Source organism: Flavobacterium sp. GCM10023249, from assembly GCF_042653365.1.
In the GTDB taxonomy this organism is placed as follows: Bacteria; Bacteroidota; Bacteroidia; order Flavobacteriales; family Flavobacteriaceae; genus Flavobacterium.
Genome location: NZ_JBHSHZ010000012.1, coordinates 135,341 through 161,316 on the forward strand (window position 1 = coordinate 135,341; position 25,976 = coordinate 161,316).

General features: G+C 35.9%; 20 protein-coding genes. 11 read left to right on the plus strand and 9 right to left on the minus strand.

Features of this window, described 5'->3' with window-relative positions:
- Positions 1-202 precede the first annotated feature (202 nt).
- Entirely contained in the window at positions 203-5,077 is a 4,875-nt protein-coding gene (locus ACFO7M_RS11385; RefSeq protein ID WP_379735729.1) for a fibronectin type III domain-containing protein, read from the plus strand.
- On the opposite strand, the gene ACFO7M_RS11390 is transcribed toward ACFO7M_RS11385, so the two are convergent.
- On the minus strand, positions 5,058-5,402 hold the full coding sequence (locus ACFO7M_RS11390) for a hypothetical protein (protein ID WP_379735731.1): 345 nt from the start codon (positions 5,400-5,402) through the stop codon (positions 5,058-5,060). The two genes, ACFO7M_RS11385 and ACFO7M_RS11390, sit on opposite strands and share 20 nt — an antisense overlap.
- Positions 5,403-5,430: 28 nt before the next feature.
- On the opposite strand from ACFO7M_RS11390, the gene ACFO7M_RS11395 reads away from it, so the two are divergent.
- From ACFO7M_RS11395 to ACFO7M_RS11405, 3 genes are all read left to right on the plus strand, one after another.
- Positions 5,431-5,610 carry a DUF5522 domain-containing protein gene (locus ACFO7M_RS11395; RefSeq protein ID WP_379716121.1) on the plus strand — a complete coding sequence of 60 codons (180 nt, stop codon included), beginning with the start codon at positions 5,431-5,433 and terminating at the stop codon, positions 5,608-5,610.
- 215 nt (positions 5,611-5,825) lie between these two features.
- The gene (locus ACFO7M_RS11400; protein WP_379735733.1) at positions 5,826-7,811 is read left to right on the plus strand and encodes a urocanate hydratase; all 1,986 of its coding nucleotides are present in this window, start codon (positions 5,826-5,828) and stop codon (positions 7,809-7,811) included.
- Positions 7,812-7,885: 74 nt separating this feature from the next.
- Positions 7,886-8,419, plus strand: coding sequence for a DUF4136 domain-containing protein (locus ACFO7M_RS11405; RefSeq protein ID WP_379735735.1), 534 nt, complete (start codon positions 7,886-7,888; stop codon positions 8,417-8,419).
- Between the two features lie 38 nt (positions 8,420-8,457).
- Here ACFO7M_RS11405 and ACFO7M_RS11410 read toward each other — a convergent pair whose 3' ends face one another.
- Genes ACFO7M_RS11410 through ACFO7M_RS11420 form a run of 3 tightly spaced genes read right to left on the minus strand, consistent with a single transcriptional unit; the run spans position 8,458 to position 10,787 of the window.
- Positions 8,458-9,477 carry an ATP-grasp domain-containing protein gene (locus tag ACFO7M_RS11410; protein ID WP_379735737.1) on the minus strand — a complete coding sequence of 340 codons (1,020 nt, stop codon included), beginning with the start codon at positions 9,475-9,477 and terminating at the stop codon, positions 8,458-8,460.
- A gap of 35 nt (positions 9,478-9,512) precedes the next feature.
- Positions 9,513-10,529: an MvdC/MvdD family ATP grasp protein gene (locus ACFO7M_RS11415; protein WP_379716133.1), complete on the minus strand. Its 1,017-nt coding sequence runs from the start codon at positions 10,527-10,529 to the stop codon at positions 9,513-9,515.
- Between the two features lie 15 nt (positions 10,530-10,544).
- Positions 10,545-10,787, minus strand: a complete 243-nt coding sequence (locus ACFO7M_RS11420; protein WP_379716136.1) for a microviridin/marinostatin family tricyclic proteinase inhibitor — start codon at positions 10,785-10,787, stop codon at positions 10,545-10,547.
- Positions 10,788-11,305: 518 nt separating this feature from the next.
- On the opposite strand from ACFO7M_RS11420, the gene ACFO7M_RS11425 reads away from it, so the two are divergent.
- On the plus strand, positions 11,306-13,063 hold the full coding sequence (locus ACFO7M_RS11425) for an aromatic amino acid hydroxylase (protein WP_379735739.1): 1,758 nt from the start codon (positions 11,306-11,308) through the stop codon (positions 13,061-13,063).
- A gap of 59 nt (positions 13,064-13,122) precedes the next feature.
- Positions 13,123-13,431: a rhodanese-like domain-containing protein gene (locus ACFO7M_RS11430; RefSeq protein ID WP_379735741.1), complete on the plus strand. Its 309-nt coding sequence runs from the start codon at positions 13,123-13,125 to the stop codon at positions 13,429-13,431.
- A 39-nt stretch (positions 13,432-13,470) separates the two neighbouring features.
- On the opposite strand, the gene ACFO7M_RS11435 is transcribed toward ACFO7M_RS11430, so the two are convergent.
- Genes ACFO7M_RS11435 through ACFO7M_RS11450 form a run of 4 tightly spaced genes read right to left on the minus strand, consistent with a single transcriptional unit; the run spans position 13,471 to position 18,786 of the window.
- The gene (locus tag ACFO7M_RS11435; RefSeq protein WP_379716145.1) at positions 13,471-14,085 is read right to left on the minus strand and encodes a DUF4230 domain-containing protein; all 615 of its coding nucleotides are present in this window, start codon (positions 14,083-14,085) and stop codon (positions 13,471-13,473) included.
- 10 nt (positions 14,086-14,095) lie between these two features.
- Positions 14,096-15,043 (minus strand): GSCFA domain-containing protein, encoded by a 948-nt coding sequence (locus ACFO7M_RS11440; protein WP_379735743.1) that lies wholly within the window; start codon positions 15,041-15,043, stop codon positions 14,096-14,098.
- A 42-nt stretch (positions 15,044-15,085) separates the two neighbouring features.
- Positions 15,086-16,315 (minus strand): exosortase N, encoded by a 1,230-nt coding sequence (gene xrtN / locus ACFO7M_RS11445; RefSeq protein WP_379735745.1) that lies wholly within the window; start codon positions 16,313-16,315, stop codon positions 15,086-15,088.
- A complete protein-coding gene (locus ACFO7M_RS11450) occupies positions 16,315-18,786 on the minus strand; it encodes an XrtN system VIT domain-containing protein (protein WP_379735747.1) in 2,472 nt (823 codons plus the stop codon). Before ACFO7M_RS11450 ends, xrtN begins: the two co-directional genes overlap by 1 nt.
- Positions 18,787-19,007: 221 nt before the next feature.
- On the opposite strand from ACFO7M_RS11450, the gene ACFO7M_RS11455 reads away from it, so the two are divergent.
- Both ACFO7M_RS11455 and ACFO7M_RS11460 read left to right on the plus strand, forming a co-directional pair.
- Positions 19,008-20,753 (plus strand): ABC transporter ATP-binding protein, encoded by a 1,746-nt coding sequence (locus ACFO7M_RS11455; protein WP_379735749.1) that lies wholly within the window; start codon positions 19,008-19,010, stop codon positions 20,751-20,753.
- 1 nt (position 20,754) lies between these two features.
- Positions 20,755-21,153, plus strand: a complete 399-nt coding sequence (locus ACFO7M_RS11460; protein WP_379735752.1) for a RidA family protein — start codon at positions 20,755-20,757, stop codon at positions 21,151-21,153.
- 45 nt (positions 21,154-21,198) lie between these two features.
- Here the strand turns inward: ACFO7M_RS11460 and alaS are convergent, their stop codons facing one another.
- Positions 21,199-23,835, minus strand: coding sequence for an alanine--tRNA ligase (gene alaS / locus ACFO7M_RS11465; protein ID WP_379716163.1), 2,637 nt, complete (start codon positions 23,833-23,835; stop codon positions 21,199-21,201).
- 182 nt (positions 23,836-24,017) lie between these two features.
- On the opposite strand from alaS, the gene ACFO7M_RS11470 reads away from it, so the two are divergent.
- From ACFO7M_RS11470 to ACFO7M_RS11480, 3 genes are read left to right on the plus strand one after another with little or no spacing between them, the layout of a single operon-like run.
- Entirely contained in the window at positions 24,018-24,992 is a 975-nt protein-coding gene (locus ACFO7M_RS11470) for a M23 family metallopeptidase (RefSeq protein WP_379716166.1), read from the plus strand.
- Positions 24,992-25,321, plus strand: a complete 330-nt coding sequence (locus ACFO7M_RS11475; protein WP_379716169.1) for a MerR family transcriptional regulator — start codon at positions 24,992-24,994, stop codon at positions 25,319-25,321. The genes ACFO7M_RS11470 and ACFO7M_RS11475 overlap by 1 nt, the downstream gene beginning before the upstream one ends.
- A 57-nt stretch (positions 25,322-25,378) precedes the next feature.
- A complete protein-coding gene (locus ACFO7M_RS11480; protein ID WP_379716172.1) occupies positions 25,379-25,975 on the plus strand; it encodes a LemA family protein in 597 nt (198 codons plus the stop codon).
- Position 25,976 lies beyond the last annotated feature (1 nt).

The following is a 25,976-nucleotide window of genomic DNA, read 5'->3' on the forward strand; positions in this document are numbered from 1 at the left end:
CTGAATGTTAATAACTTTTGATAAAAAAACCATTTTAGAAACACCCCACAAATAAAGGAAAGTTTAACATTTTTTTTAAAAAAAAAGTTTTTCTTAACATAATATACGGGAAAACCATTGCGTGTGTAAATATTTTTTTTATGTTTGTTTTTAACAATTCTATATAGAATTTCCAACAAAAACAACCTAAAAACGAAATTAAATGAAGCAAAACTACAAGTTTGTTGCATATCCATTATGCAAAGCACTTTTTTTGTGGCTACTCTTTGCATTTTTTGCAATCACCACAGGGCACTCACAAACTTTTACCGACAACACGCCTAATGGCACAGAATCTTGGGTAGTTCCTGCGGGAGTTACCTCAGTAACCGTACAGATTTGGGGATCTGGCGGTTCAGGAGGAGGATCAAACAGTAACGGCGCCGGAGGGTCCGGTGGAGGTGGAGGTGGATACTCTACAAAAACATTTACAGTAGCTGCAGGTCAAACCATCTCTTATACAGTAGGAGCTGGAGCAACTGCAACAACAGTTGCCAACGGAAACTCAGGAAACCAATCTACATTAACTCATGCAGCATCTACTACCAGTTTAACTGCCAACGGAGGAGGTGCTGGATTATTAAATTCGGCTACTGGTGGTGCTGGAGGAACGGCGAGTGGAGGTTCAACTAACACGAGTGGATCTAATGGTGGCGCTGGCGGAGCTTCAGGAGGTAATGGAGGTGATGGCGGAAATACTACAGGTACAGGTGGCGCTGGTCAAACTAACGCCGATGGAACAGCTGGTGGCGCACCCGGAGGTGGTGGCGGAGGCGGTGAACGTGGAGGCGGAAACAGATCAGGAGGAGCAGGTGCAAATGGAAGAGTTATAATCACTTATGCATTACCAGGACCATCAAATGATGAATGTTCAACAGCAATTGCTTTAACGGTAAACACAACGTGTTCTTATTCTTCTTATACTACAGTTAGTGCAACAAACTCAACTGGCATTCCAGCGCCGGGTTGCGCTAGTTATTCTGGTGGAGACGTATGGTTTAGTGTTACTGTTCCTGCTGGTGGTCAAGTGACAGTAGATCTTGTAGAAGGCGGAATGACAGACTCAGGAATGGCATGGTATACAGGCTCATGTGGTTCATTAACTTTGTTACAATGTGACGACGATAGCAGTACTAATGGAATGATGTCGTCTATAACGAGAACTGGCCTAACTCCTGGCTCAACAATATATATACGAGTTTGGGAATACGGTAATGACAATCGAGGAACATTCGGTATATGTGCAACAGCTCCAGTAGTATGTACTACACCAGCAAATCAACCTACAGCATTAACATTAACACCTTCAGGTGGCAGCATCAACGGAAGCTTTACAGCTTCTAGTTCTGCACCAACAAATTATCTTGTTGTATACAACACAACCAATACCGTACCCAATCCAGCAAATGGCACTTCTTATACCATAGGAGGAGCTGTTCCTGGAGGAACTGTTGCTGATAACGATTCAAACACTTCTTTTAGTGTTTCAGGGTTATCTTCCAACACGACATATTATTTCTTCATTTTTGCGTACAACACCACTGGATGTACTGGTGGTCCATTATACCTGGAATCACCTACTGCTGGCCCATTAACTGGCAGTGCATTGACCGGTTTATCATACTGTACCCCTACTACAACTTCGGGCTCTGATTATATTTCTGGATTTACAACAACAGGAGGAATTAACAATATTAGTTACACAAGTACAGCAATGAATACTGGTGGATATGGTGACTACTTCAACACAAGAACAGTATCTGGTACTGCAGGAGGGTCGATTGATTTTTCCGAAACTTATGTAGGTGGATCTCACGGTTTCAGAATTTGGGTAGATTGGAATAACGATGGTGATTTTGCAGATGCTTCAGAGAGCGTTTATACCTCAGGTGCAATCGCAACAGGTCATGCGGGAACGTTTAACATTCCAGCTTTACAAGCAGCAGGAAACTATCGAATGAGAATTAGAGCTTACTGGAACAACAATACTGTTGACCCATGTGCAACTGGACTTTCCTATAGTGAAGCTCTAGATTTTAAAATGACGGTTGTTACGCCAATAGCTACATGTCCTGGAAATCCTTCCAACATAACAGCTAGTGCAATTACCGGAACAACAGCAACAATCTCTTGGACTGCTGCATCTCCAGCACCAATCAGTGGATATCAAATTAGTGTATCAACAACTAACGGAACTCCAAGTTCTACCAATACAACTGCAGCCGGAGTTACCACAATTGGCTTAACAGGATTGACAGCAGAAACCACATACTATGTCTATGTTAGAGCGAATTGCGGAGCTACTCAAGGGTACTGGATTGGTCCAATCTCTTTTAAAACACCATGTGCCTCAGGAGCCGGTACTGGAACAACCACTTTAGGATGTCCATCTGTGGTATCAGGTGGTTTAGGTTTAAATGGTTCTGATCCAGCTGCAATTACTTGCTCTACTACCGGCTGTGTCGATTTAGAAGCAACGTATTTACAATTAGGACAAACCTCAAGCTACACCGCTCAAGCAATCCCGTATAATCCACCTTATCAATTTGGTTGTTTGGCCAATTCTGTGAGTGTTAACACCGATGATGTTTGGTCACCAACAATTAACTTGCCATTCAACTTTTGCTTTTACGGAACCAATTACAATCAATGTTTAATTGGCTCAAACGGCGTATTAACTTTTGACACTGCTAACAATACTGCAGGAGGCACATCAGCATGGGAATTTGCTTCAAACTTACCGAACACTTCTCTTTTCAGAAATACTATCTTCGGTGTATATCAAGATATCGACCCAAGCAAAGGAGGAACAGTAGGTTGGGAATTAGTAACATTATCAACAGGATGTAGAGCATTAGTAGCTTCTTGGAAAGACATTCCAATGTTCTCTTCTAGTTGTAATTCGATGTTGTATACAGGTATGATGGTGCTCTACGAAAACACAAATATCATTGAAGTCTACATCAAAGAAAAGAATGTATGTGGCTCATGGAATGCAGGAAACGCCATTGTTGGTGTTCAAAATGCTGCAGGAACTACTGGAACAGCAGCACCAAACCGAAATGGTTTAGATACAAACTGGACAACTACAAATGAAGCATGGCGATTTGTTCCAAGTGGAACGGCTATCACTTCAATTAAATGGTATCAGGGAGCAGGCACTACCGGCCCTGTAGTGGGAACAACAGATGTAATCAATGTATGTCCTTCAACAACTACAACGTACACTGCAGAGGTAACGTATTCAATGTGTAACGGATCTACTGTAAAAGTAACGGATCAAACTACAGTAACCGTTTCTGGTAATAAAGTTTGGAACGGATCTGTAAATACAGATTGGAATACTGCAGGCAACTGGACTCCATCAGGCGTACCTAACAATACGCAACCTGTAACCATTGCGAATGTAACCAATAAGCCGGTAATTAATGGAGGAGCAGCTGCTCAAGCATGTTCATTAACAATTCAAACAGGTTCACAATTAACAGTTGCTACCAATAACAACATCACGGTAACTAATGCAGTTACAGTTCAAGGAACAGGAAATTTAATCTTGAATAATGGAGCCAATTTGATCCAAATTAACAATGTGGCCAATTCTGGAAATATCCAATCTATAAGGAATGCAAATATCAGAAGACAAGATTATGTCTATTGGTCGTCTCCTGTAGCTAATTTCCCAGTAACTTCTGTATCACCAGGAACAACAGGTGGATATATCTACAAATGGTTACCTACAACTACAACTGGATACGCGAGCAATTTTGGTAACTGGGCAGCTACAACTGAAAACATGGTTATCGGAAAAGGATACATAGTACGTGGACCGAATGCCTATTCAACAACAGCTATAACAAACTTCACGGCTACTTTCACAGGTGTTCCCAACAATGGTATTATCACTATTCCAATATCGAGAAGTAATTATAATGGACTAAGTTATACCGGTCCAACTTCAACATTGGTTACCGCAAATGATGACAACTGGAATTTAGTCGGTAATCCATACCCTTCTTCGATTAGAGCTATTGATTTCTTGAATGCGAACACAAACATTTCAGGATTCATCAATGTATGGACACACGGAACTTTACCGGTTTCTTCTGTGGATCCATTCTATGCAAACTATAACTATAATTACACAACTTCTGACTACATTACTTACAATGCCTCAGGCGCTTCATCAGGTCCCGGTGCATTTAATGGATATATTGGATCTGGACAAGGTTTTTATGTATTGATGAATCATTCATCAGCTGCTACAACAGAAAACCTGACGTTTAACAATAGTATGAGAAGTGCGACTTACAGTAATGCACAATTCTATAGAAATTCTAGTAACAATGACACTCAAATAGAACCAGAAAATAATAGAATTTGGCTGGATCTTATTAAAACTGCCGACAACACAAATCGTCGTACATTATTAGCCTATGTCGAAGGTGCTACTAATGAAAAAGATCGCATCTATGACGCAGTAGGTAGCGAAAAGTTGAACTTCAACTTTTACTCAATAGTGGACAACGAAATGCAACTAATTCAAGGTAGAGCATTGCCTTTTGACAGCAATGACAAAGTAACTTTGGGAATTAATATTGCGCAATCGGGAGAATACAAAATTGGAATTGGTGCTTTAGACGGCTTGTTTACTAAAAAATCACAAGTTGTTTTATTAGAGGACAAATACCTGAATGTAACACACAATCTAAAAGAAAGTCCATATACCTTTACCGCCAATCAAGGTAGAACTGACAATCGTTTTGTGATAAAATACATTGATGGAAAAATATCAAACGGTGATGATACATTTATCAATGACATTAAAATATTTGCAATGTCGAATCTAAATGTAGAATCTTCTAACATTGATATCACTTCTGTTACTGTTTATGATGTAATCGGAAAAAAATTACTGGAATTAAACAATATTAAACAAAAACAAATCACTATCAGTCAATTGAAACCAACAACAAATGTTATTTTAGTAAAAGTAGCATTGGAAGACGGAACAGTGGTAACTAAGAAAGTAGTCTACTAAAAACAAACCTACTAAACCCCCAAAAAGGCCTTGATTTTAAATAATCAAGGTCTTTTTCGTTTGCATAAGCTTCACGTTCAAAAGAAATATTACGATATCCCTCATAACGGTCTTTGTACTGAATCCATCGAAAAACAAATTCAATACCATACCATAAAAAAAAGGGTAGGATTAACAACTCTAATTGCTGGCGAATGTGTATCCTTTCATGGTTCACAAATACAGGATTTTCCTTATCCTTTTTATCTGCCATAACCACAAATGGAAAAAAAGTAATCCCTCGAAACCCTTTTGGAGTCAAATATTTAAAAACAATCAAAATCATATGCTACAAAATTGATAAATTTGCGCACATGAACAATGCCTTGAATCCAAATAATTTACAAGAAGGTGAAGATTTTTATTATACACCGGAGGGATATAAATGCTTTACCGAAAAATACCATTTAAAAAGAGGGTATTGTTGTAAAAGCGGATGTCGACATTGCCCATATGGTTATGATAAAAGAACTGGAACCATAATTAAAAAATAGGGCGTGACCCTGCGGGTCGGGCTGTACGCAGTACGCGGTACTTCGCTCCCATCCCTCACGCAAAAGAAACAACATCATAAAATGGACCACCATTTACAAAAATACAGAGTCAAAATCAACAAGTCCTATCACAGGTCAGATATTCGTTACCCCTAGCGGTCAATCCACTATGAAATGACGAAATAATAAATCTAAAGAATAGTAAAAATTACAACATGACTTTTCAAGAACAAATACTCGAAGGAATCCCTTCTGTTTTACCACAGCTAAAACCTTACGAAACAGCAATAAATCACGCACCTAAACGCAAAGAAATACTTAACCGTGAAGAAGTAAAATTAGCTCTACAAAATGCTTTACGTTATTTTGAAGCAAAACACCACGCAGAATTAATTCCTGAATTCAAAGAAGAATTGGAAAAATACGGTCGTATTTACATGTACCGACTTCGTCCGGATTACGAAATGAAAGCACGCCCAATCTCTGATTATCCAGGTAAAAGCGAACAGGCAAAAGCCATTATGTTAATGATTCAAAACAATCTGGATTATGCTGTAGCGCAACATCCTCATGAATTGATTACCTACGGTGGAAACGGAGCTGTTTTCAGCAACTGGGCACAATACCGCTTAACCATGAAATACTTGGCTGAAATGACTGACGAGCAAACCTTAGTCATGTATTCCGGTCATCCAATGGGGTTATTCCCTTCTCACAAAGACGCACCACGTGTGGTGGTTACCAACGGAATAATGATTCCTAACTACTCCAAACCGGACGATTGGGAAAAATTCAATGCTTTAGGCGTAACCCAATACGGACAAATGACTGCCGGAAGTTATATGTACATCGGACCGCAAGGAATTGTACATGGTACAACTATCACGGTATTGAACGGTTTCCGTAAAATAAAAAAAAGTCCATCCGGTGGATTGTTTGTAACTTCAGGTTTAGGCGGAATGAGCGGTGCTCAGCCCAAAGCAGGAACCATTGCAGGCTGCGTTACCGTTTGTGCAGAAGTAAACCCCAAAATCACCAAAATCCGTCATGAGCAGGGTTGGATTCACGAGATCGTCGAAGATCTTGATCTTTTGGTTAGTAGAGTAAGAAAAGCTTTAGATAACAAAGAAGTAGTTTCAATTGCCTACTTAGGAAATGTGGTTGATGTTTGGGAAAAATTCGACCAAGAGAACCTACACATTGATTTAGGATCGGATCAAACTTCCTTACACAATCCATGGGCTGGTGGTTATTATCCAGTTGATATTACTTTTGAAGCCTCCAATGAATTGATGGCCAACAATCCAGAGCAATTCAAAGAAGAAGTCCAAAGAACATTACGACGTCATGCTGCAGCAATTAACAAACATACCGCCAAAGGCACTTATTTCTTCGATTATGGAAATGCCTTCTTACTAGAAGCATCAAGAGCTGGAGCAGATGTTATGGCAGAGAATCCAACATTAGGAAGGGAATTCAAATACCCCTCGTATGTACAAGACATTATGGGACCAATGTGCTTCGATTATGGCTTCGGACCATTCCGTTGGGTATGTACTTCGGGAAAACCGGAAGATTTAGCTAAAACCGATGCTATCGCTTGTGCTGTATTGGAAGAAATGATGAAAAACTCACCAGAGGAAATCCAACAACAAATGGCGGATAACATCCAATGGATTAAAGGTGCACAGGAAAATAAATTGGTAGTTGGTTCACAGGCTCGTATTCTATATGCTGACGCAGAAGGAAGAATGAAAATAGCTGAAGCATTCAACAATGCAATAGCAAACAATGAAATTGGACCAGTAGTTTTAGGTCGCGACCATCATGATGTTTCAGGAACCGATTCGCCTTACAGAGAGACTTCAAATATTTATGACGGCTCTCGTTTTACTGCCGATATGGCGATCCACAACGTAATTGGAGACAGTTTCCGTGGTGCTACGTGGGTTTCTATCCATAATGGCGGTGGTGTTGGCTGGGGAGAGGTAATCAATGGTGGTTTCGGAATGTTATTAGACGGTACTGCTGATGCTGACCGACGTTTGAAATCGATGCTGTTTTGGGATGTGAACAATGGTATCTCAAGAAGAAGCTGGGCTCGTAATGAAGGCGCCATTTTTGCAATAAAAAGAGCAATGGAGACGCAACCTTTATTAAAAATAACCATCCCTAATATAGTAGACGAAAATTTATTATAATATTGAATTTCAGTTTTTTAATAAATTTCGGTATAGATTTTGTGCAAATTATTTAAACTAAAATTATTAAAAAAATGAAACTATTCAAATTACTGTCATTTATCGGATTTTTCATTCTATCTTCTTGCTGTTCAGTAAGAGTTAATGCCGATTATGACAAAAACGTTAATTTTGGTCAGTATAAAACCTATGCGTTTCACAAGAGCGGAATTGACAAAGCAGAGATTTCCGATTTGGACAAAAAAAGGATTCTTAGGGCAATTGACGCTCAAATGGTGGCAAAAGGTTTTACAAAAAGCGAAACTCCTGATTTATTGGTGAATATTTTCACTAAAGAAAGAGAAAAAGTAGATGTAAATAATTTTTCTACAGGATGGGGTTATGGATGGGGTTACGGATGGAACCCTTATTTATGGGGAGGCAGAACCTATGTTTCAACTTCTACTGAAGGCACACTGTATATCGATTTGATTGATGCAAAAAACAAAGAATTGATATGGCAGGGAATGGGAACAGGTTATTTGACTCATGACACCAACAAAAAAGACGAAAGAGCGAATGAATTTGTCACCCGAATCTTAACGCAATTTCCTCCACAATCTAAATAAATAAAAAAGACTGCATTTGCAGTCTTTTTTATTTCTCCTTAAACCAATTCTTTTGCTTCTAGCAATAGTGGCTTATATCTTCTGTTCGCCTTACCTAAAAGCACCTTGGCAATTTGAGTTGATATTTCACCATCGATTAGCATATCCAACCAATAGAATTCTCCAGCAGAATTAATTTCAAGAAAGAAATATTCGTCTTCCGGTGTTACGATAATATCGGCAGCACCATAATTAATCCCATAAACATCCATCATTTGTAACAACTTCTCTTTGATATCAATTGGTAAGTCATAAGGAACCCAGTCCTTTAAAAGCTTAACTCCTTCTCTTCTCCAATCCAATTTGGCATTATCCAATTTTTGAGAATCGATAGCAAAAGCGTAAACTTCTTCACCAACAATTGTTATTCTCAATTCTAATTTTTTCTCTAATTTTTGCTGAAATTGCATTGGGCAGTATTGTAACGATTCAATACTCTCCAAATTATCTTCTTTTATTTCATTGGTAAAAACAACGTTTTCCACACCATCTTTATAAATAGCGAAAGAGCTTTGCATTTTGGCAATAACACTGGTATGACTTCTCACAAAACGTTTTGCTTCATCTGGACTATTAGTTATGCAAGTTTCAGGCACTTTCAAGCCTAATCCGGAAGCAATTTTCATTTGTTCTTCCTTGCTATCCAATCTTCTGTACATACTGTATTTTCCTAACTGAAAACAGTTCATACCTTCTAACATACCGTTCAAAGTTGTACGTACTTCACCGTGAATACTGCTTAGAAACTCGCCTTCTACTAAACCATTCAATCCGCTTCCTAAATTGTGACTTCTTCTGTACCACATTGCTGTACAATCATGAATAGAAGTTCGTGTTCCTTCATAATCCAAATACATTTTCCATTTACCTCCTTCATAACAAGTACTCAAACCATATTTCAAAGGATACTCGTCCACATTAAAACGAATGGGAACACCATTATTTTCTCTAATTTTTTGTGCAACTACCTCTACACTTTGATTATCCCCAGTGTGAGTAATTATTAATACTTTTTCCATAATTTATTTATTTGATAAACTGAATTTCAACTTTATTAACAGATTCTGGCCACCAGCTTTTCAGCTATTGTTTCCCCAATTGGGTAGCCTAAATCTCTTTGAATCATCCCCCATTCCCCTTGCGGGTTCACTTCAAGAAACACATAATCTCCTTTTGTGTCTCGAATCATATCGATTACTCCAAAAAGCAATCCCATACTTTCCATCATAGTCGAAAGAGAAACACAAATTTTTTCAGGCAGATTGTATTCTTCCCAAGTTGATTGAAGGTCATTCGCAATTCTCCAATCTGTTTTGCCATTTTCCGATTGCGTCGCATTGATTTTCCCGGCAAAAAAAGTTCCATCAACATAAGCGATGCGCAATTCGTAAGATTTATCAATTGCCTCTTGAAAAATCATTGGACAATAGTGTAATGTATCCAAACTTTCCAAATCATCTTCCTCGATTAAAGTAGTTGGAAACATTGGTGTATTTCCTGACATGCTTCTCGACAAAGCACCGTGAAGTTTTGCTATCATTTGTTTATTACAGACCGAATAAAAAAATGATTTCACTTTTTCCTGATTATTCGTAAACAAACTCTCAGGTATTACAAGGCCAGCTTTTTCGGCCTCGTTCAATTGTTTGAATTTATTTTCTCCTATTTTGTGATCAATATCCATACAATTCATCCACGGCACATGGCTAATGGACTCAAAGAACAAGTTTCGCATGGTAGTGTATTCCTGACGATAAATCCCATGAAATGACCCATCCAATTCTTCAGGAGTTGGTATTCCCCATAATTTTCGATACCAAACTGCTTCCACGTCTTTGGACGTAAATTTTTTACCGTCGTAAGTAACTTCAATTACTGACTCCCCTGAATGAATCTTATATTCAAAGGACAAATATTCAGAAAACTTATCCGAATTAAGTCTTACAACTTCTTTTCCTAATTCTTTCAATTTTTTTACGACAATATCAATCGTATAAAAATCATCAGAATGACTAATACATAAAATCATACGCGATAAAAATAAGAGCGACAACAAAGTTGCCACTCTCATTCTTCTAATTATTTATTAGATTTCAGTTCCTGACTCATCACTGTCAGAAGGATATTTCATAGTTTCATAAACATCTGCAGATGGCTTAGTACTTCCCCCAGGTCCTTCTTCACCGTCTGATGGATATTTCATAGTTTGAACAGTATCTTTTAAGATTGAAGTGATTGCTCCACCTTGAACTGCATTAGCTTCTTCTTTTGACATTTGGTTTTCTAAAAAGCTCGCGAAAAACGGCTTTTTTAATTCATTTTTTTTCATGATTTTAAAATTTAATTTTTTTTAAAAAATTTGTTTACTTGTCTGTTTATTTGCAAATATTCGACTGAGCTAAGTTACTTTTAATTCTATCCTCAAAAAATCCAAACCCTACTAGAATCTTGATTTTATACCTTAAATTTATAAAAATAGGTATTGGTTTTAGATTCAAAAAAAAAGTCTTACTCCTTAAAAATCAACAACTTTCATTTGTCAATTTTTGAGAAAAAAAACGTAAAAAAAATTCTGTTAAAAAAACCTAAAAAACAGAGTGAAAAATCAGCTTTTTTCACTATTTTATCGATATTCACTACTTCTCCAAAACAAGCAAAATCCCTAGGTAAGTCTTCAAGCGCACAAAAACTTCCCAACAAGTATTTCACTAGCCCTGATGGAAGCGGCATCCTTTTTTAGAGAAAAATTGAAGCGTGCGAAATTGTTCTCAAAAAAAGATATAGCGGACAGCAGGAATAAGCTCCTAAGATTTATTAACTTTGTAACCTACCGCAACTATTAAAACAATGAATACAGCATACGAAAGCAACCCATTGATAGACCGACTTCCAAAACATTTGAAGCAATTTATCAAACCGCAGGATTACAATGATTACACACCTATAAATCAAGCCGTGTGGCGCTATGTGATGCGCAAAAACGTGGATTATTTAGGAAAAGTAGCTCATGAATCGTATCTGGATGGATTGCGTCAGACCGGAATCGACATCGAGAATATTCCCAACATGTATGGTATGAACCGAATTCTTCAAGAAATTGGTTGGGCAGCTGTAGCAGTTGATGGTTTTATTCCTCCAAGTGCATTTATGGAATTCCAGGCCTACAATGTATTAGTTATCGCAAGTGATATTCGTCAGTTAGAACATATTGAATACACACCAGCACCCGATATTATTCACGAAGGCGCTGGACACGCACCCATTATTGCCAATCCAGAATATGCAGAATACTTAAGACGCTTTGGAGAAATCGGATGCAAAGCCATTTCATCTGCTCGTGATTATGAAATGTATGAAGCTATTCGTTTACTTTCTATTCTAAAAGAAGCAGAAGATACACCCGAAGCGGAAATTAAAAAAGCAGAAGAACATGTTGATTTTCTGCAAAACAATATGGGCGAATTGTCCGAAATGTCTAAGATCAGAAACCTTCATTGGTGGACTGTTGAATACGGCTTAATTGGTACTATTGAAGATCCTAAAATTTATGGTGCCGGATTACTATCATCGATTGGAGAAAGCGCTTGGTGTATGACCGATAACGTAAAGAAAATTCCATATGATATTTCGGCTGCGGATCAAAGTTTTGACATTACCAAACCACAACCTCAACTCTATGTAACACCAGATTTTGCACAATTAAGTCAAGTTTTGGAAGAATATGCTAATACTATGGCTTTACGTACCGGAGGCTTATCTGGAATCCAAAAACTAATCTATTCCAAAGCATTAGGAACAATTGAATTAAGTACTGGTTTACAAATTTCGGGTGTATTTACGAATGTTATTGAACATGACAACAAGCCCGTTTATGTTCAAACAACCGGAAAAACTGCGTTATCTTACAGAGAAAAAGAATTAGTTAGTCACGGAACTGAATACCATGCCGAAGGATTTGGTTCTCCTATTGGCAAATTAAAAGGCATCAATCTAACCATTGAAGACATGAGTCCTCGTGATTTAAAAGCCTATGATATTTACGAAGGAAAACATATCACGTTGGAATTTGAAGGCGACATTAAAGTTTCTGGAGAGATAATTACCGGAACCCGAAATATTCAAGGAAAAATTTTATTGATTAAATTCAAAAATTGCACGGTTACACAAGGTGACACGCTTTTATTTAGTCCGGATTGGGGAATTTATGATATGGCGGTTGGTAAAGAAGTCATCTCTGCTTTTTCAGGCCCAGCCGATGTTAACAGTTTTGACATGATTAGCCACGTTCCTTCTTCAAAAACGATCAAACAGAAAAAATCGGCAGCCAGAGAAGAACTTGAAAACTTATACAAAAACGTTAGAGCAATTCGCGAAAACAATACTTCAGAGATTACGTTAAAAGAAGCTTTCGGAGCAGTATCATCCAATCATTCCAATGACTGGTTACTTTCTGTAGAGATTGCTGAATTGGCCTTTAAAGAACAAAATAATGACTTACTTGACAAAGTGGTCAACCATCTTGAAAACGTAAAACAAAGACGTCCGGAAGTTGCGCATTTAATTTCTGGCGGATTGGATTTGATTTTTGATAAGGTTTCTGCTTAATGTAACATTAGTCACCATTATATTTATAGAATGCCCTTACTTTTAAACTCAAAAAAAGTATGGGCATTTTAGATTTATTAGGTTTTGGTTCTAAAACCAAAACGATTAAGAGCTATATAGCTAAAGGAGCTGTAATAATTGATGTACGGACAGTAAACGAGTTTAATTCCGGTCACATTCAAGGTTCAAAAAACATTCCATTAGATCAAATTACGAATAAAATCAATGTGATTAAAAACCTCAACAAACCAGTCATAGTTTGTTGCAGAAGCGGAATGCGCAGCAGCCAAGCGACATCATTATTAAAACCTCATGGCATTGAAATCATCAATGGTGGCGGTTGGGAAGAATTACGTCGGAAAATGTAATCAAAAAAGGCTTTCAGTTGAAAGCCTTTACTTACTCTATTACGATTTAAATTGTTTTTCCGAAGTCACTTCTTCTCCTTTATATTCTACTTTCCATCCTACGGAATGAGTAACTAAAAGTATTTTGGACAATTCACTGATCAATCGGTTTTGCGCATTGGTTTTTAAAGTTGATTTTTCAATTTTAGCCGCCAAATCTTTTCTAACCTTTTTATTGATATTGTTAAAGTCGTCACCGGTAAATTCATTGAACTTACTCTGTTCAATATCATAATACTGAATATTGGGACTAATTTTAATTTCTTCTTTAGGTATACTCAAAATCACAATGGTTTTATCCGCTTCATTAATCTTATACTGCATTTGACGCAAATCATACGCTACTGTCACATCAGAATTGACTACAACCAGTGCTTTTTTATCAAAAGACAACAATCCGCCTAAGTATTTATCTTGATCTCTAAATGTCAATACTTGTGAATAATGACCTTCCGTTACCACTAATTTCCCGACGTTTTTTATTTGTTCCTGAATCAAATTCGAATTGTATTCGGTCGTGCTACCATCGTCATCGGATGTGAAAAATTGGAACGTAAAAAAGCCCAATACAATTATCAGCAAACCATAAAACAATTTCTTGTACAAATTCATCATAAAACAATTATTAAAACGTCATAAAAGGATAATCTAAAGCTAATGTATTGATTTTTTGATTCAGATGCTGTAAAAATTTCTGATGACTTGCACTATCTGGATTGAAAGGACGATGATTGAATCCTTTTTGAATTTCGGAAACTTGTTGCATTACGGGGACAATTTTTCCAGCTATGTTGTGTTCCAAAAAACGGCTCCAAATATAATCGATGGCTACTGTATTGGGATGCAACATATCTTCAGCATAAAAACGATAATCCCGAAGTTCATCCATCATGATTTCGTAACTCGGAAAGTAATTTGAAGAAGAAGTTACTGAAACTACTTTATAAACCGCTGTTATCAAGTGTGATTTACTCACATTGTTCTCAACAAAACCATCTTTACTATGACGAACGGGAGAAACCGTAAAAATGAATTTTGCTTCCTTATTGATACTTTGTATCAAGGTCATAATATTCTGCATACTTTCCTCTATAATCTCGACAGATAGTAATTCTTTTGTAAAATGCTTTTGCATTACTTTATGACAATTGGCAACTATCTCGTGCGACTCAATATTTCTGTAAACCCAAGCCGTTCCTAATGTTAAAATGAAATGCGTTGACTTAGCAATGTATTGATGTGTCTCATCGACTATATGGTTAAGATAATTCAGAAACGCTTCCTTATCAAAATTGGAGAGTTCCGAATGCACTTCGAAACAATGCCAGGCTTCGTTATGAAAAAAAACATCTTTATCTGTAAAATACGTTTTCAGAACACTTCTTCGAATGAGTTTTTCCAAAGAAACCGAATTAAAAATAATGCCAAATGGATTTACTTTTGATTTGAATTTGAAATACTCAAACTTCGCACCTATGTTCTCTGCAAAACAAGATCCCAAGGATAGTATCTCCGATTCATAATCGATTGGAAAATCGGTATTCGAAATTGGTATTTGCGTCCGGAATTGCATACAGTTTATAATTTTATCAAAAATACGAAATTAGATCTTCCTTTATTCTACTTGCACTTCATTAATCAACCGTATCGATTTATTATAAATTAGTTTTTGCAACATCACTTCTATAAATGAAGTATACTTTTCATTGCCACATTCATACCACCAATACGATTTATAATGACGATTGTTTTTTTCCATCTTGTTAAACCAAACTTTGGAATGATATCGATCAATAATTTTTGATTCCGATATTTGATATCCATCACCTGTCCAGCAGATTAATGGCTTATGTGATGGTGTTTTAATATAAATGAGCTTATGTGCATCGGCAATTTTGAAAACTTCTTCATTAACCCACTCTCCCTTTTCTACCGAGTATTTCGGATCAATTTGATGCAACAGATTCCACTGCTGTCCTTTTTTCATTTCGATTGTCGTAACAAAAACTATTACGCTTGCTACCAAAGCTGGAATCAGATTAATTGATTGTACCACCTCATTTTTCCCATGTTGATGAGGCTTTATCCATCGTATTAAAAAAAGCATTGGAACAATTTGATACAGCAGAAAACAAGCCAATCCGACACTATGATGTAAAACGTTTTCTTGAGTACAATTCAATAAAATCAAGGTAATAATTCTAAAAAAATTAGAGATGATGTTTAACATTACTACTATCAAACTGAAGAAAAGAATTTGCGTATTACTAAAATAGCCGTTGCTTTTTTTCTCTTCGATTGTAAGCAACACTGCAGCAGCTAGTAATCCGGTCTTAAACATAGATAACCCCATACATGCAGTATCTACAGTTATCTTAGCACCATTACTATAAAAGTTCACGCCTTCAATCTTGTCAATGGATACAAACCCTTTTAAAATAAGATAAACACCTTGACACAAAAACTGTTTAATCTCAGCCGATAAATGTTCAAAAACCTTATTAAATAGCGATGAGAACAGCAAGAGACATATAAATGCAATGAACGAGAATTTCTTCGTAAAACTAAAATAAATCAAACAAATGATTATACACAAAGAAATCAAATGCAACGACTTGGCATGAAGCTGATAGCTGACAAATTCAAATAAAACCAAGAGTATCAAAAGTGGATAATGCATTTTTAAATTGGTAATTCGTCCACCAACAAAAAACAAAACCATAGAAAGAGCAACCCCGAGAAAATCATTTTCCAGAGCAAAAAACAACACTTCATAATTCATAATCAGTAACGTTGTCAAGATTAGAATTACAAGTGTTTTTTTATGTTGCAGAAGGAATCGCATTAAGCAACTTTGTTCTTTTTTTGTTTGTAATAATAGAACAAACTTAATCCAAGTAATACGATCATAGCCCATTCATGTGGTTCAGGAACCGCACCATCGTTATTTACAGATGCATTTCCAAGAGTATTTACATTTTTCTCAATTCCGTTGTTTTCATAGTCTTCATCTGTTTCTAGTACGATTAACGAAGAGATCGGAGTTACAACATTCGCCTCCTTTGCCAAATCAACGTATTTATTGTTAGCAAGAGAATCCTCTTGAATTTTTACCTGTTCCTCTAAAACTTTTCCAAAAGCATACATTCTAAAAATATGATTGGATCCATTGCTTTTATAATTATTTGTGTTCATATTTTCTTCGATAGCAACATCGGCCATCTCCAGATTTACCAAATTCTCATTTTTTCGGGTAACTTCAAATTGATTTTTTGAGAGTAAATCACCACATTTCTTAAGATCCGTTTGTAAGTAATCGACATATTTTTGTTCTTTAATTGTTTGCCAAAACGGATTCATAACTTTAGAAATCCCGATAACTTTTATATTCTTTTGTTTTGTTTTCGCTTTAACTTTTTTAAGATATTCTGATTCTTCCAACTCTTCAAAATTGGCCGAAAATGATCCGCTTTTTGTTACAACCAAAGCATTTTTCTCGAGTTTGTAAAAAGGCAATAATGAATACTGTTGCGACTGAAATTGTTCAAAAAGAGAATTGAAATTAGTTTTATCAATTGCCATTCTGTCCTTATTCAAAAAAACATAATACTTATGATTGGAATTATTCAGAATAGTTTCCAACTCATTCTTTTCCCAAGTAGCATTCAAATCCAAAACAATCTCACTTGGCACAAATGCAACCACTTCTTTTTCTATCTTTTTTACATTGTACACTTTATTCTCCCAAACAAAAGCACTTTTAAAAGCAGCATCGTTTAAAGGTAAAACAACTTCCCAATTATCTAATCCTTTGGATTCATTGATGTAAAAATTGTTTTTCAATTTGAATTCTTTGCTGGATTTAAATTCGCTATTCCCTACTATCTGAATTCTCGATAAAGTTGCTGCATTTGAAATATTGGGCCCTTTAATATTCAAACTCGAATAATACATCTTTCCATTATCTACTTTTAACGGTGTGGTAAATCCACATTTAAACGTTCTAGGCAGATTTTCACGAATAGGAAAAACACGTACAACAACTCGATTTCCCTCTTTCCATTGCATTAATGAAGGATCTCTAGCTTCTACTCCAACAATTTGCTTATAAACCGCTTTGGCTTTTTCTTTAGTCGTCAAAACGCCTTTACGTTCTATTCCATTCACCCACAAAGAAAGCGAAGTTGCAACAGAACCTTCAGGAAGTTGGAAAGAATAAATTGCTTCTTTATCACCCCAAGAATCTTTGGTACAAGCCACATCCATTGTTATTTCAGTGTAGGCTAATCTTTCATTGGCAAAGAGCTTGACATCTTCCTTAATATTTTTAGTTACCAAATCTTCACCACTCCACAATTGTTCTTCGGTTTCTAAACGTTTGTCAAAATTGGATTTCAGAATGTTAATCCTATCATCACCACTCAACGATAGATCTTCCATGAACATATAAGCAACATTTACAATTGGATTGTGCGTTTTCCTTTCATTGTACTGTTGGTTGATCCCACCAAGACCTCTGAATTCAAAAAAATCTTCTGTGTGCAAATACACAATATCTTTTTTGAGCAGTATCTCATTAAAAAAATTGGGTGTCAAATTTTGAGAAACTTTTATATAACTAGGTAAATCATTATCCGTATCAAAAGTTTTTGTAATCAATTGACCTTTAATTTTTTCATATTCCACATACAATAAAGAAACAAACACAACAATACCTAACATTCCAATAATGACACCTGAACCGAACAAGATCAAATTATACTTTTCCGTTTTAAATTTTCCAATCAATTTCAGTGCATGCCAAACACTTACAATTGAAGGAACCAATCCGTAAAATCCTAAACCTAACCCCAGAATACCAATAAATGAAATTGGCATAAATGGGATAAGATAGGTCATAAAATACAGAATCATCAAAAAGGAAATCCCATTTATAAAATAAGAAACAGGAGTTATTATCTTATGCCTGTGCCCACTGTATATAAAGAAATTAGTCAAACAAAAAACAAACGTGGTAACATACACCCAAACTGGCAGATTTTCGAAAATACAGATTAAAATATTCGTTGAAAAGCACCCTATAAACCAGTTTAAAAATAAAAAAGGAACAATATGATTATAACTTTCTTTATTCTTTATCACCTTAAAAGTGAAAGTTACACCATAAGCAACTTCGATTACCATGGCAAAAAAGCACAACATCTCCATACCTCTAATTTCCTGCCTTACACCTACCAATGAGACTATTAAAATAAAAATGCTAAGTATTGTAACGGCGATGCTTGTGTCAACCCCTTTCTTCTTAAGATATTCCATAGTTGTTTTTATTTTTTTAAAATTAAAAGTACTTTGAATTACAAAGTTATTACTAATTTTAACTTTTCCAAGAGACTTTGCCAAAAAACTAAAATTTATTGGATGCTAAAAGAGAAAGCACTCATTATCAATAGTATACTTTCTTGCAATTTTAACGATTTCTTCACTCTTTAATTCCTTAATTTTGTTCGTCCAAATAACACAGAGGATACAAAAACACTATGAAATTACTCTACAGTTACCTCAAAAAACACAAAACTTTATTATTTTTTGCTTTACTGATGGCCGCCATCAATACTTGTTTTAGTCTTTCAGATTCTATTATTACTGGTAAGCTGATGCAGGATTGTGGTGTAGGCATTGCCAAATATAAAGGAAACGAAATAGGTTTCATTAAAGCCGTTAGCTTTTGGCTTGGCCTATCACTAGGAGCAGCAATGATTTCAAGAATTACCAAAAACTTTCAAGATTACTTTACCAATATTGTGATACAACGCACTGGCGCTGAAATGTATACCGATGGTATCAAAAAATCTTTGGATTTGCCTTACATGGAATTCGAAGACCAACAAAGCGGCAAAACACTCAGTATGCTACAGAAAGTTCGAACGGATTCAGAAAAATTGATTACCTCATCAATTTTATTAGTTTTTCAAACAGCAATCAGTTTCATATTTGTACTTGCTTACATTTCTAATATCGAATATAGAATTGCTTTTATTTTTCTATTCACAGCGCCAATTATTGCTTTTGTTAGTTCATTACTAGGAAAAAAAATAAAGGTAATTTCTCGTAGAATAGTTCAACAAACGAACTCTTTAGCCGGATCCACTACAGAAAGTTTACGTAATATAGAACTCGTAAAAAGTTTGGGGCTTACACAACAAGAAGAAGGACGTTTGAATTCGAATACCTTAAAAATTCTACAATTGGAATTACAAAAAATTCGTTTCATCCGAAGTTTGAGTTTTATCCAGGGAACCACAGTTCATTTTATGCGAACCTGTGTCGTCTTTACTTTGTACTATTTTGTATTTGGTGGAAAAATTCAAGTAGGGGATTTATTAACAATGGTCTTCTTCACCTTTTTCTTATTCAATCCGCTTCAAGAATTAAGTACTTTCATTATCGCTAAAAATGAAACGAAAGTTTCGATGGAAAACTTTGAAAAACTTTTGAATGCAACTTCTGAACCTCGTCCTGATCAACCAGAAACAATAGGAACTATTCAATCATTGGTTTTTTCCAATGTGAGTTTCAAACACAAATCAGCCAATCAATCGGCCGTTGAAAACATTAATTTCAATATTAAACAAGGAGAAACCATAGCCTTTGTCGGTCCTTCCGGAGCTGGAAAAACCACTTTGGTAAAGTTATTAGTAGGACTTTATCCTCCTGCAGAAGGTCAGGTTTTGTATAATGGTGTAGATTCCAAATCCATCGATATTCTTGAGCTCCGTAAGCAATTAGGATTTGTTACTCAAGATGCACAATTATTTTCAGGAACCATTCGGGAAAATTTGTTATTCGTAAAACCCGATGCTACCGATCAGGAATTATTAGACGCATTGCAAAAGGCAAGTTGTCAAAAACTTTTAAATCGTGCTGAAAATGGTTTGAACACAACTATTGGCGAAGGCGGAATCAAAGTGTCAGGAGGTGAAAAACAACGACTATCAATTGCCCGCGCAATATTACGTCACCCTAATTTATTGATTTTTGATGAGGCGACTTCAGCATTGGATTCAATAACAGAAGAAGAAATCAACACGACGATACGAAGTATTTCCGATCAAAGTAGAATCACGATCCTTATTGCTCATCGTTTATCCACTATCATGCATGCCGATAAGATTTTTGTACTCGAACAAGGAAAAATAATCGAACAAGGAAAACATGATGAGTTATTGAATGAAAAAGGCTTGTATTATGCCATGTGGAGACAACAAATTGGAGAACGAAAATAAGATGTTTAAAAAAGAATATATTGAACCCAACGCTGGATTTTCTCAAGTAGTTTCCATCGAAACCAATGAAACAATAACGCTTCATATTTCAGGGCAAATTGGTGAGGGAACAAATTTAGAAGCACAAAGTATAGCTACATTTCAAAACTTAGAAAAGCTATTACATCAATGCAATGCTACTTTTAAAGACGTGGTTAAAATGACTACTTATATTGTAAATTTCAACCCTGAAATTGACTTACCCATTTTTAGAAAAGTTCGAGCTTCCTTTTTAGGTGACAAAAACTATCCGGCAAGCACCCTAGTCGGAGTTACTGTTTTAGGTAACCGGGATTGGTTGATTGAAATTGAAGCAACTGCTGTACTAAGTAAAAACCAACAAAAAACCTCTAAGCTATAATTACTTAGAGGTTTTTACTCTTTATCGAAATTGTAATAAATTTAATTATTTCACAAACTCAACTGCCTTTTCCAATGCTTCTTTCACACCTGCCGGGTTCTTCCCTCCTGCCGTAGCAAAGAAAGGCTGACCACCACCACCACCTTGGATGTATTTTCCCAATTCACGTACTACTTGACCAGCGTTCAAGCCTTTCGAATCTACTAATTCTTTCGAAACATAGCACGTTAACATTGGTTTATCTTCGGTTACCGTAGCTAAAACAGCAAATAAATTATTTTTGTTATTACCTAATTCATACGCCAAATCTTTAGCACCGTTAGCATCTAGGTCAACTTGTACGGCTAAGAAATCAACTCCGTTTACATTTTGTATTTGAGAAGCCAATTCCCCTTTTAGGTTTTTCGCTTTTTCTTTTAACAATTGCTCTACTTGTTTCTTCAACTTCGCATTATCCTCTTGTAATGAAACAACAGACTTGATTACATCTTGTGGATTTTTCAAAATTTCTTTAACCTCAGCAATTAAATTTTCTTGATTCGAATAAAAATCTTTTACAGCATCACCAGTAATAGCTTCTATTCTTCGAATTCCAGCTGCAACAGCACCTTCAGAAACAATTTTGAATTGCCATATATCCGCAGTGTTTTTCACATGAATTCCTCCACATAATTCCATACTATCGCCAAATTTAATCGCTCGAACTGTATCACCATATTTTTCACCAAACAACGCCATTGCACCTTCGTCTAAAGCTTGTTGAATTGGAATATTTCTTCTTTCAATTAAAGGAATTTGTTGAGCAATTCTTTCATTTACAAAAGCTTCAACCTGACGTAATTCTTCATCAGTAACTTTAGAAAAATGAGAGAAATCGAAACGTAAATAATTAGTATTTACCAGTGAACCTTTTTGTTCTACGTGTGTTCCTAAAATCGTTCTCAACGCCAAATGCATTAAATGCGTAGCCGAGTGGTTTTTAGAAGTTGCATTCAATAAATCCGTATTTACTTTAGCTGTAAAACTAGCATTCACATTTTCAGGCAAACGCTTTGCAAAATGCAAGATTAAGTTATTTTCTTTTTTCGTGTCGATAATTTCAATCGTTTCATTTGCAGAAACCAAAACTCCCTTATCTCCTACTTGACCTCCTCCTTCAGGGTAGAAAGGTGTATTATCTAAAACGATTTGGTATAAAACGCCGTCTTTTTTAGAATCAATTTTACGGAAACGGGTAATCTTCACATCATTTTCAGCTTGATCATATCCAACGAAAGTTTCAACATTCCCATCAATTAAAACCGTCCAATCGTCTGTTGTCATTTCAGAAGCAGCGCGAGAACGTGCCTTTTGTTTCTCTAATTCAGAGTCAAATTCAGCTTCGTTGTAAGTCATTCCTTTTTCTTTCAGAATTAACGCTGTTAAATCTTTAGGAAAACCGAAAGTATCATACAATTCGAATGCTTTGGCTCCTGAAACTTCTTTTCCTTGAGTTTCTGTAATAACATTCTCCAATAATTGCAAGCCTTGATCTAACGTTCTTAGGAACGACGCTTCTTCTTCTTTAATCACATTGGTAACCAAATTTTGCTGTGCTTTGATTTCCGGAAAAAACTCACCCATCTGTACTGCTAAAACCGCAACCAACTCATTAATAAAAGGTTCTTTTTTATTTAAGAATGTAAATCCGTAGCGAATTGCACGACGTAAAATACGACGGATTACATATCCAGCTCCTGTATTGGAAGGCAATTGACCGTCAGCAATAGCAAATGCTACCGCACGCACGTGATCTACAACTACACGAATAGCAATATTGATTTTATTTTGCTCTTCTGAAATATTTTTAACTTCGTTACTGGTATACTTCAATCCGGTAATTTGCTCCACTTTTTCAATCAATGGTGTAAACACATCGGTATCGTAGTTAGAAGTCACATCTTGCATTGCCATACATAAACGTTCAAATCCCATTCCGGTATCTACGTGTTGTGCCGGTAATTTTTCCAATGAGCCATCAGCCTTACGGTTGAATTCCATGAATACATTATTCCAGATTTCCACTACCTGTGGATGATCAGCATTCACTAAATCACGACCAGAGACTTGTGCTCTTTCTTCATCAGAACGGATATCCACATGAATTTCAGAACATGGCCCACACGGTCCTTGATCTCCCATTTCCCAGAAATTATCTTTTTTGTTTCCCAGTATGATTCTATCTTCAGAAACATATTGTTTCCAAATATCGAACGCTTCCTGATCGAACGGAACATTCTCAGCAGGATTCCCTTCAAAAACTGAAACATACAAACGATCTTTATCGATTTTTAATTCTTCTGTTAAAAATTCCCAAGCCCAAGCCAGCGCTTCCTTTTTGAAGTAATCTCCAAATGACCAGTTTCCTAACATTTCAAACATTGTATGATGATAGGTATCAAAACCTACATCTTCTAAATCGTTATGTTTTCCTGAAACACGAAGACATTTTTGAGTATCGGCAATACGCGGACTTTTAGGAGTTCCGTTACCTAAAAAGAATTCTTTGAATTGGGCCATACCTGAATTATTAAACATCAGGGTCGGATCATCTTTTAAAACAATTGGCGCCGAAGGCACAATCAAGTGACCACGGTTTTCAAAGAATTGCAAATACTTTCTACGAATGTCTTGTGATTTCATTATTTAACTTTATTCGGTTATATTTAATCTGATTACTCGTTTAGAAACGAATAGTGTAATTAACAAATTGATTGCTTCTGTATTAAAAAAAAGGAAATATCAGTTTTCAAAAAAATTTATCTTTTTGACTAATATTTCGTTACTTTGTAATAATGTGTGCAAAAATAGTACATTTTTAAAGAATGGGGAAAGTAAAATATTATTTCGATACCGAAAATTTAGCCTACCGAAAAATCAAACCCAAAAAAGGCAGAAATATAGGTTTTATCACCTTGTTTTTATTAGCTTCCGCGTTGTTCGGATTCTTATCTTTTTTCATTGCATCCAACTCTAGTTATTTTGAAACTCCAAAAGACAAAATTCATGCGCGTCAGCTGAAAAACATGAAAATTAACTATGCTCTTTTAAATGAAAAATTAGACGAACTAGACGAAGTTATCCTTGCCATACAGGAAAGAGACAACAATATCTACAAGGTATATTTTAACTCTGCTGGTTTTGATGAAAATGTGAAAGACAGCATCAATGCAAAAGCTACATTCAAGCAATTAATCAACTACGATAACGAAAAAATAATCAGTTTCACCAATAGTAGGGTTAAGACTATTTCCGAAGAATTAGCTACCCAGTCCAAGTCATTGGATGACATCTTGAAACTGGCTAAAAACAAGCAAAAATTTTTATCTTCAATTCCAGCCATCCAACCGGTTAAAAACGAGCAATTAAGACACATGGCATCTGGTTTTGGCTACCGAAGCGATCCTTTTACCAAAGCACGTAAAATGCACAAAGGAATGGACTTCACTTCACCAACTGGCACACCGGTTTATGCAACTGGCGATGGTGTGGTTCGTAGAGCCGATGCTGGCGCTTCTGGTTTTGGGAATCATATTGTGGTAAGTCATGGTTTTGGATATGAAACCGTTTATGCCCACTTAAGTCGCTACAATTGTCGCCCTGGAAAAAGAGTTAAAAGAGGCGATATTATTGGTTTTGTTGGAAGCACAGGACGAAGCCAGGCACCACATTTACATTATGAAGTTCACAAAGGTGGAAAAGTAGTAAACCCCATCAATTTTTATTACGGCGACATTTCTGCCGTTGAATATACGGCCATTGCCAAAATGGCAACACAAGAAAATCAATCTTTCGACTAATGCACATCGATTTACCTGAAAAATTATATTACAGTATGGGCGAAATTGCCAAAGCGTTTAACGTAAATCAATCGTTAATCCGTTTTTGGGATAAAGAATTCGACATACTAAAACCAAAAAAAAATGCCAAAGGCAATCGTATGTTTACGCCGGAAGACGTTAAAAACTTACAATTAATTTACCATCTAGTTAAAGAAAGAGGCTTTACTTTGGAAGGTGCCAAAGTACATTTAAAAGAAGGGCAAAAGAAAACATTGGACAAATTTGAAATCATTCGCAAATTAGAAACCATCAAGACACAACTTCTCAATATTAAAAATGAGTTGTAACTTTTTTGCAATTGTTTCGTACAATCATAAATTAAAAACTTAAAAACTAAATACATCATGAGAAAATGGTTAATTATCGGAGGTATCGTAGTAGTAGTACTATTTTGGGCGGTTTCATCTTATAACGGATTAGTAGGTGTTCAAGCAGATGCCAAAACCGCTTGGTCGAAAGTAGAAAGTGCATACCAAAGAAGAAATGATTTAATTGGAAACTTAGTTAAAACCGTTCAAGGTGCAGCCGATTTTGAAAAAGGAACATTAACTGCTGTGATTGAGGCGCGAGCTAAAGCAACCTCAGTAACTATAGATCCAACCAATGTAACTCCAGAACAATTAGCACAATTCCAACAAGTACAAGACGGATTAAAAGGTTCTTTATCTAAATTATTAGTTACTGTTGAACAATATCCTCAATTAACAGCGACTCAAAACTTCAAAGAACTCCAATCGCAATTAGAAGGTACCGAGAACAGAATCAATGTTGAAAGAGATCGTTACAATGACTCAGTAAACATATACGACAAAAAAATCAAAACTTTCCCTTCTGTGCTTTTTGCTAAATTATTCGGATTTGGTGAAATGGCAAGATTTGAGGCAGAAAAAGGCGCAGAAAAAGCACCAGATATTGAATTCAACTTTGACAACAAAAAATAAA

What these genes read in the sequence shown, in the direction of transcription:
- alaS (WP_379716163.1), bottom strand. Translation starts at nt 23,835, where the DNA reads ATGAAATCACAAGACATTCGTAGAAAGTATTTGCAATTCTTTGAAAAC.
- ACFO7M_RS11480 (WP_379716172.1), top strand. Translation starts at nt 25,379, where the DNA reads ATGAGAAAATGGTTAATTATCGGAGGTATCGTAGTAGTAGTACTATTT.
- ACFO7M_RS11405 (WP_379735735.1), top strand. Translation starts at nt 7,886, where the DNA reads ATGAAACTATTCAAATTACTGTCATTTATCGGATTTTTCATTCTATCT.
- ACFO7M_RS11475 (WP_379716169.1), top strand. Translation starts at nt 24,992, where the DNA reads ATGCACATCGATTTACCTGAAAAATTATATTACAGTATGGGCGAAATT.
- ACFO7M_RS11420 (WP_379716136.1), bottom strand. Translation starts at nt 10,787, where the DNA reads ATGAAAAAAAATGAATTAAAAAAGCCGTTTTTCGCGAGCTTTTTAGAA.
- ACFO7M_RS11440 (WP_379735743.1), bottom strand. Translation starts at nt 15,043, where the DNA reads ATGCAATTCCGGACGCAAATACCAATTTCGAATACCGATTTTCCAATC.
- ACFO7M_RS11410 (WP_379735737.1), bottom strand. Translation starts at nt 9,477, where the DNA reads ATGGAAAAAGTATTAATAATTACTCACACTGGGGATAATCAAAGTGTA.
- ACFO7M_RS11460 (WP_379735752.1), top strand. Translation starts at nt 20,755, where the DNA reads ATGTTTAAAAAAGAATATATTGAACCCAACGCTGGATTTTCTCAAGTA.
- ACFO7M_RS11415 (WP_379716133.1), bottom strand. Translation starts at nt 10,529, where the DNA reads ATGAGAGTGGCAACTTTGTTGTCGCTCTTATTTTTATCGCGTATGATT.
- ACFO7M_RS11435 (WP_379716145.1), bottom strand. Translation starts at nt 14,085, where the DNA reads ATGATGAATTTGTACAAGAAATTGTTTTATGGTTTGCTGATAATTGTA.
- ACFO7M_RS11455 (WP_379735749.1), top strand. Translation starts at nt 19,008, where the DNA reads ATGAAATTACTCTACAGTTACCTCAAAAAACACAAAACTTTATTATTT.
- ACFO7M_RS11390 (WP_379735731.1), bottom strand. Translation starts at nt 5,402, where the DNA reads ATGATTTTGATTGTTTTTAAATATTTGACTCCAAAAGGGTTTCGAGGG.
- ACFO7M_RS11395 (WP_379716121.1), top strand. Translation starts at nt 5,431, where the DNA reads ATGAACAATGCCTTGAATCCAAATAATTTACAAGAAGGTGAAGATTTT.
- ACFO7M_RS11470 (WP_379716166.1), top strand. Translation starts at nt 24,018, where the DNA reads ATGGGGAAAGTAAAATATTATTTCGATACCGAAAATTTAGCCTACCGA.
- ACFO7M_RS11425 (WP_379735739.1), top strand. Translation starts at nt 11,306, where the DNA reads ATGAATACAGCATACGAAAGCAACCCATTGATAGACCGACTTCCAAAA.
- ACFO7M_RS11400 (WP_379735733.1), top strand. Translation starts at nt 5,826, where the DNA reads ATGACTTTTCAAGAACAAATACTCGAAGGAATCCCTTCTGTTTTACCA.
- ACFO7M_RS11450 (WP_379735747.1), bottom strand. Translation starts at nt 18,786, where the DNA reads ATGGAATATCTTAAGAAGAAAGGGGTTGACACAAGCATCGCCGTTACA.
- ACFO7M_RS11385 (WP_379735729.1), top strand. Translation starts at nt 203, where the DNA reads ATGAAGCAAAACTACAAGTTTGTTGCATATCCATTATGCAAAGCACTT.
- ACFO7M_RS11430 (WP_379735741.1), top strand. Translation starts at nt 13,123, where the DNA reads ATGGGCATTTTAGATTTATTAGGTTTTGGTTCTAAAACCAAAACGATT.
- xrtN (WP_379735745.1), bottom strand. Translation starts at nt 16,315, where the DNA reads ATGCGATTCCTTCTGCAACATAAAAAAACACTTGTAATTCTAATCTTG.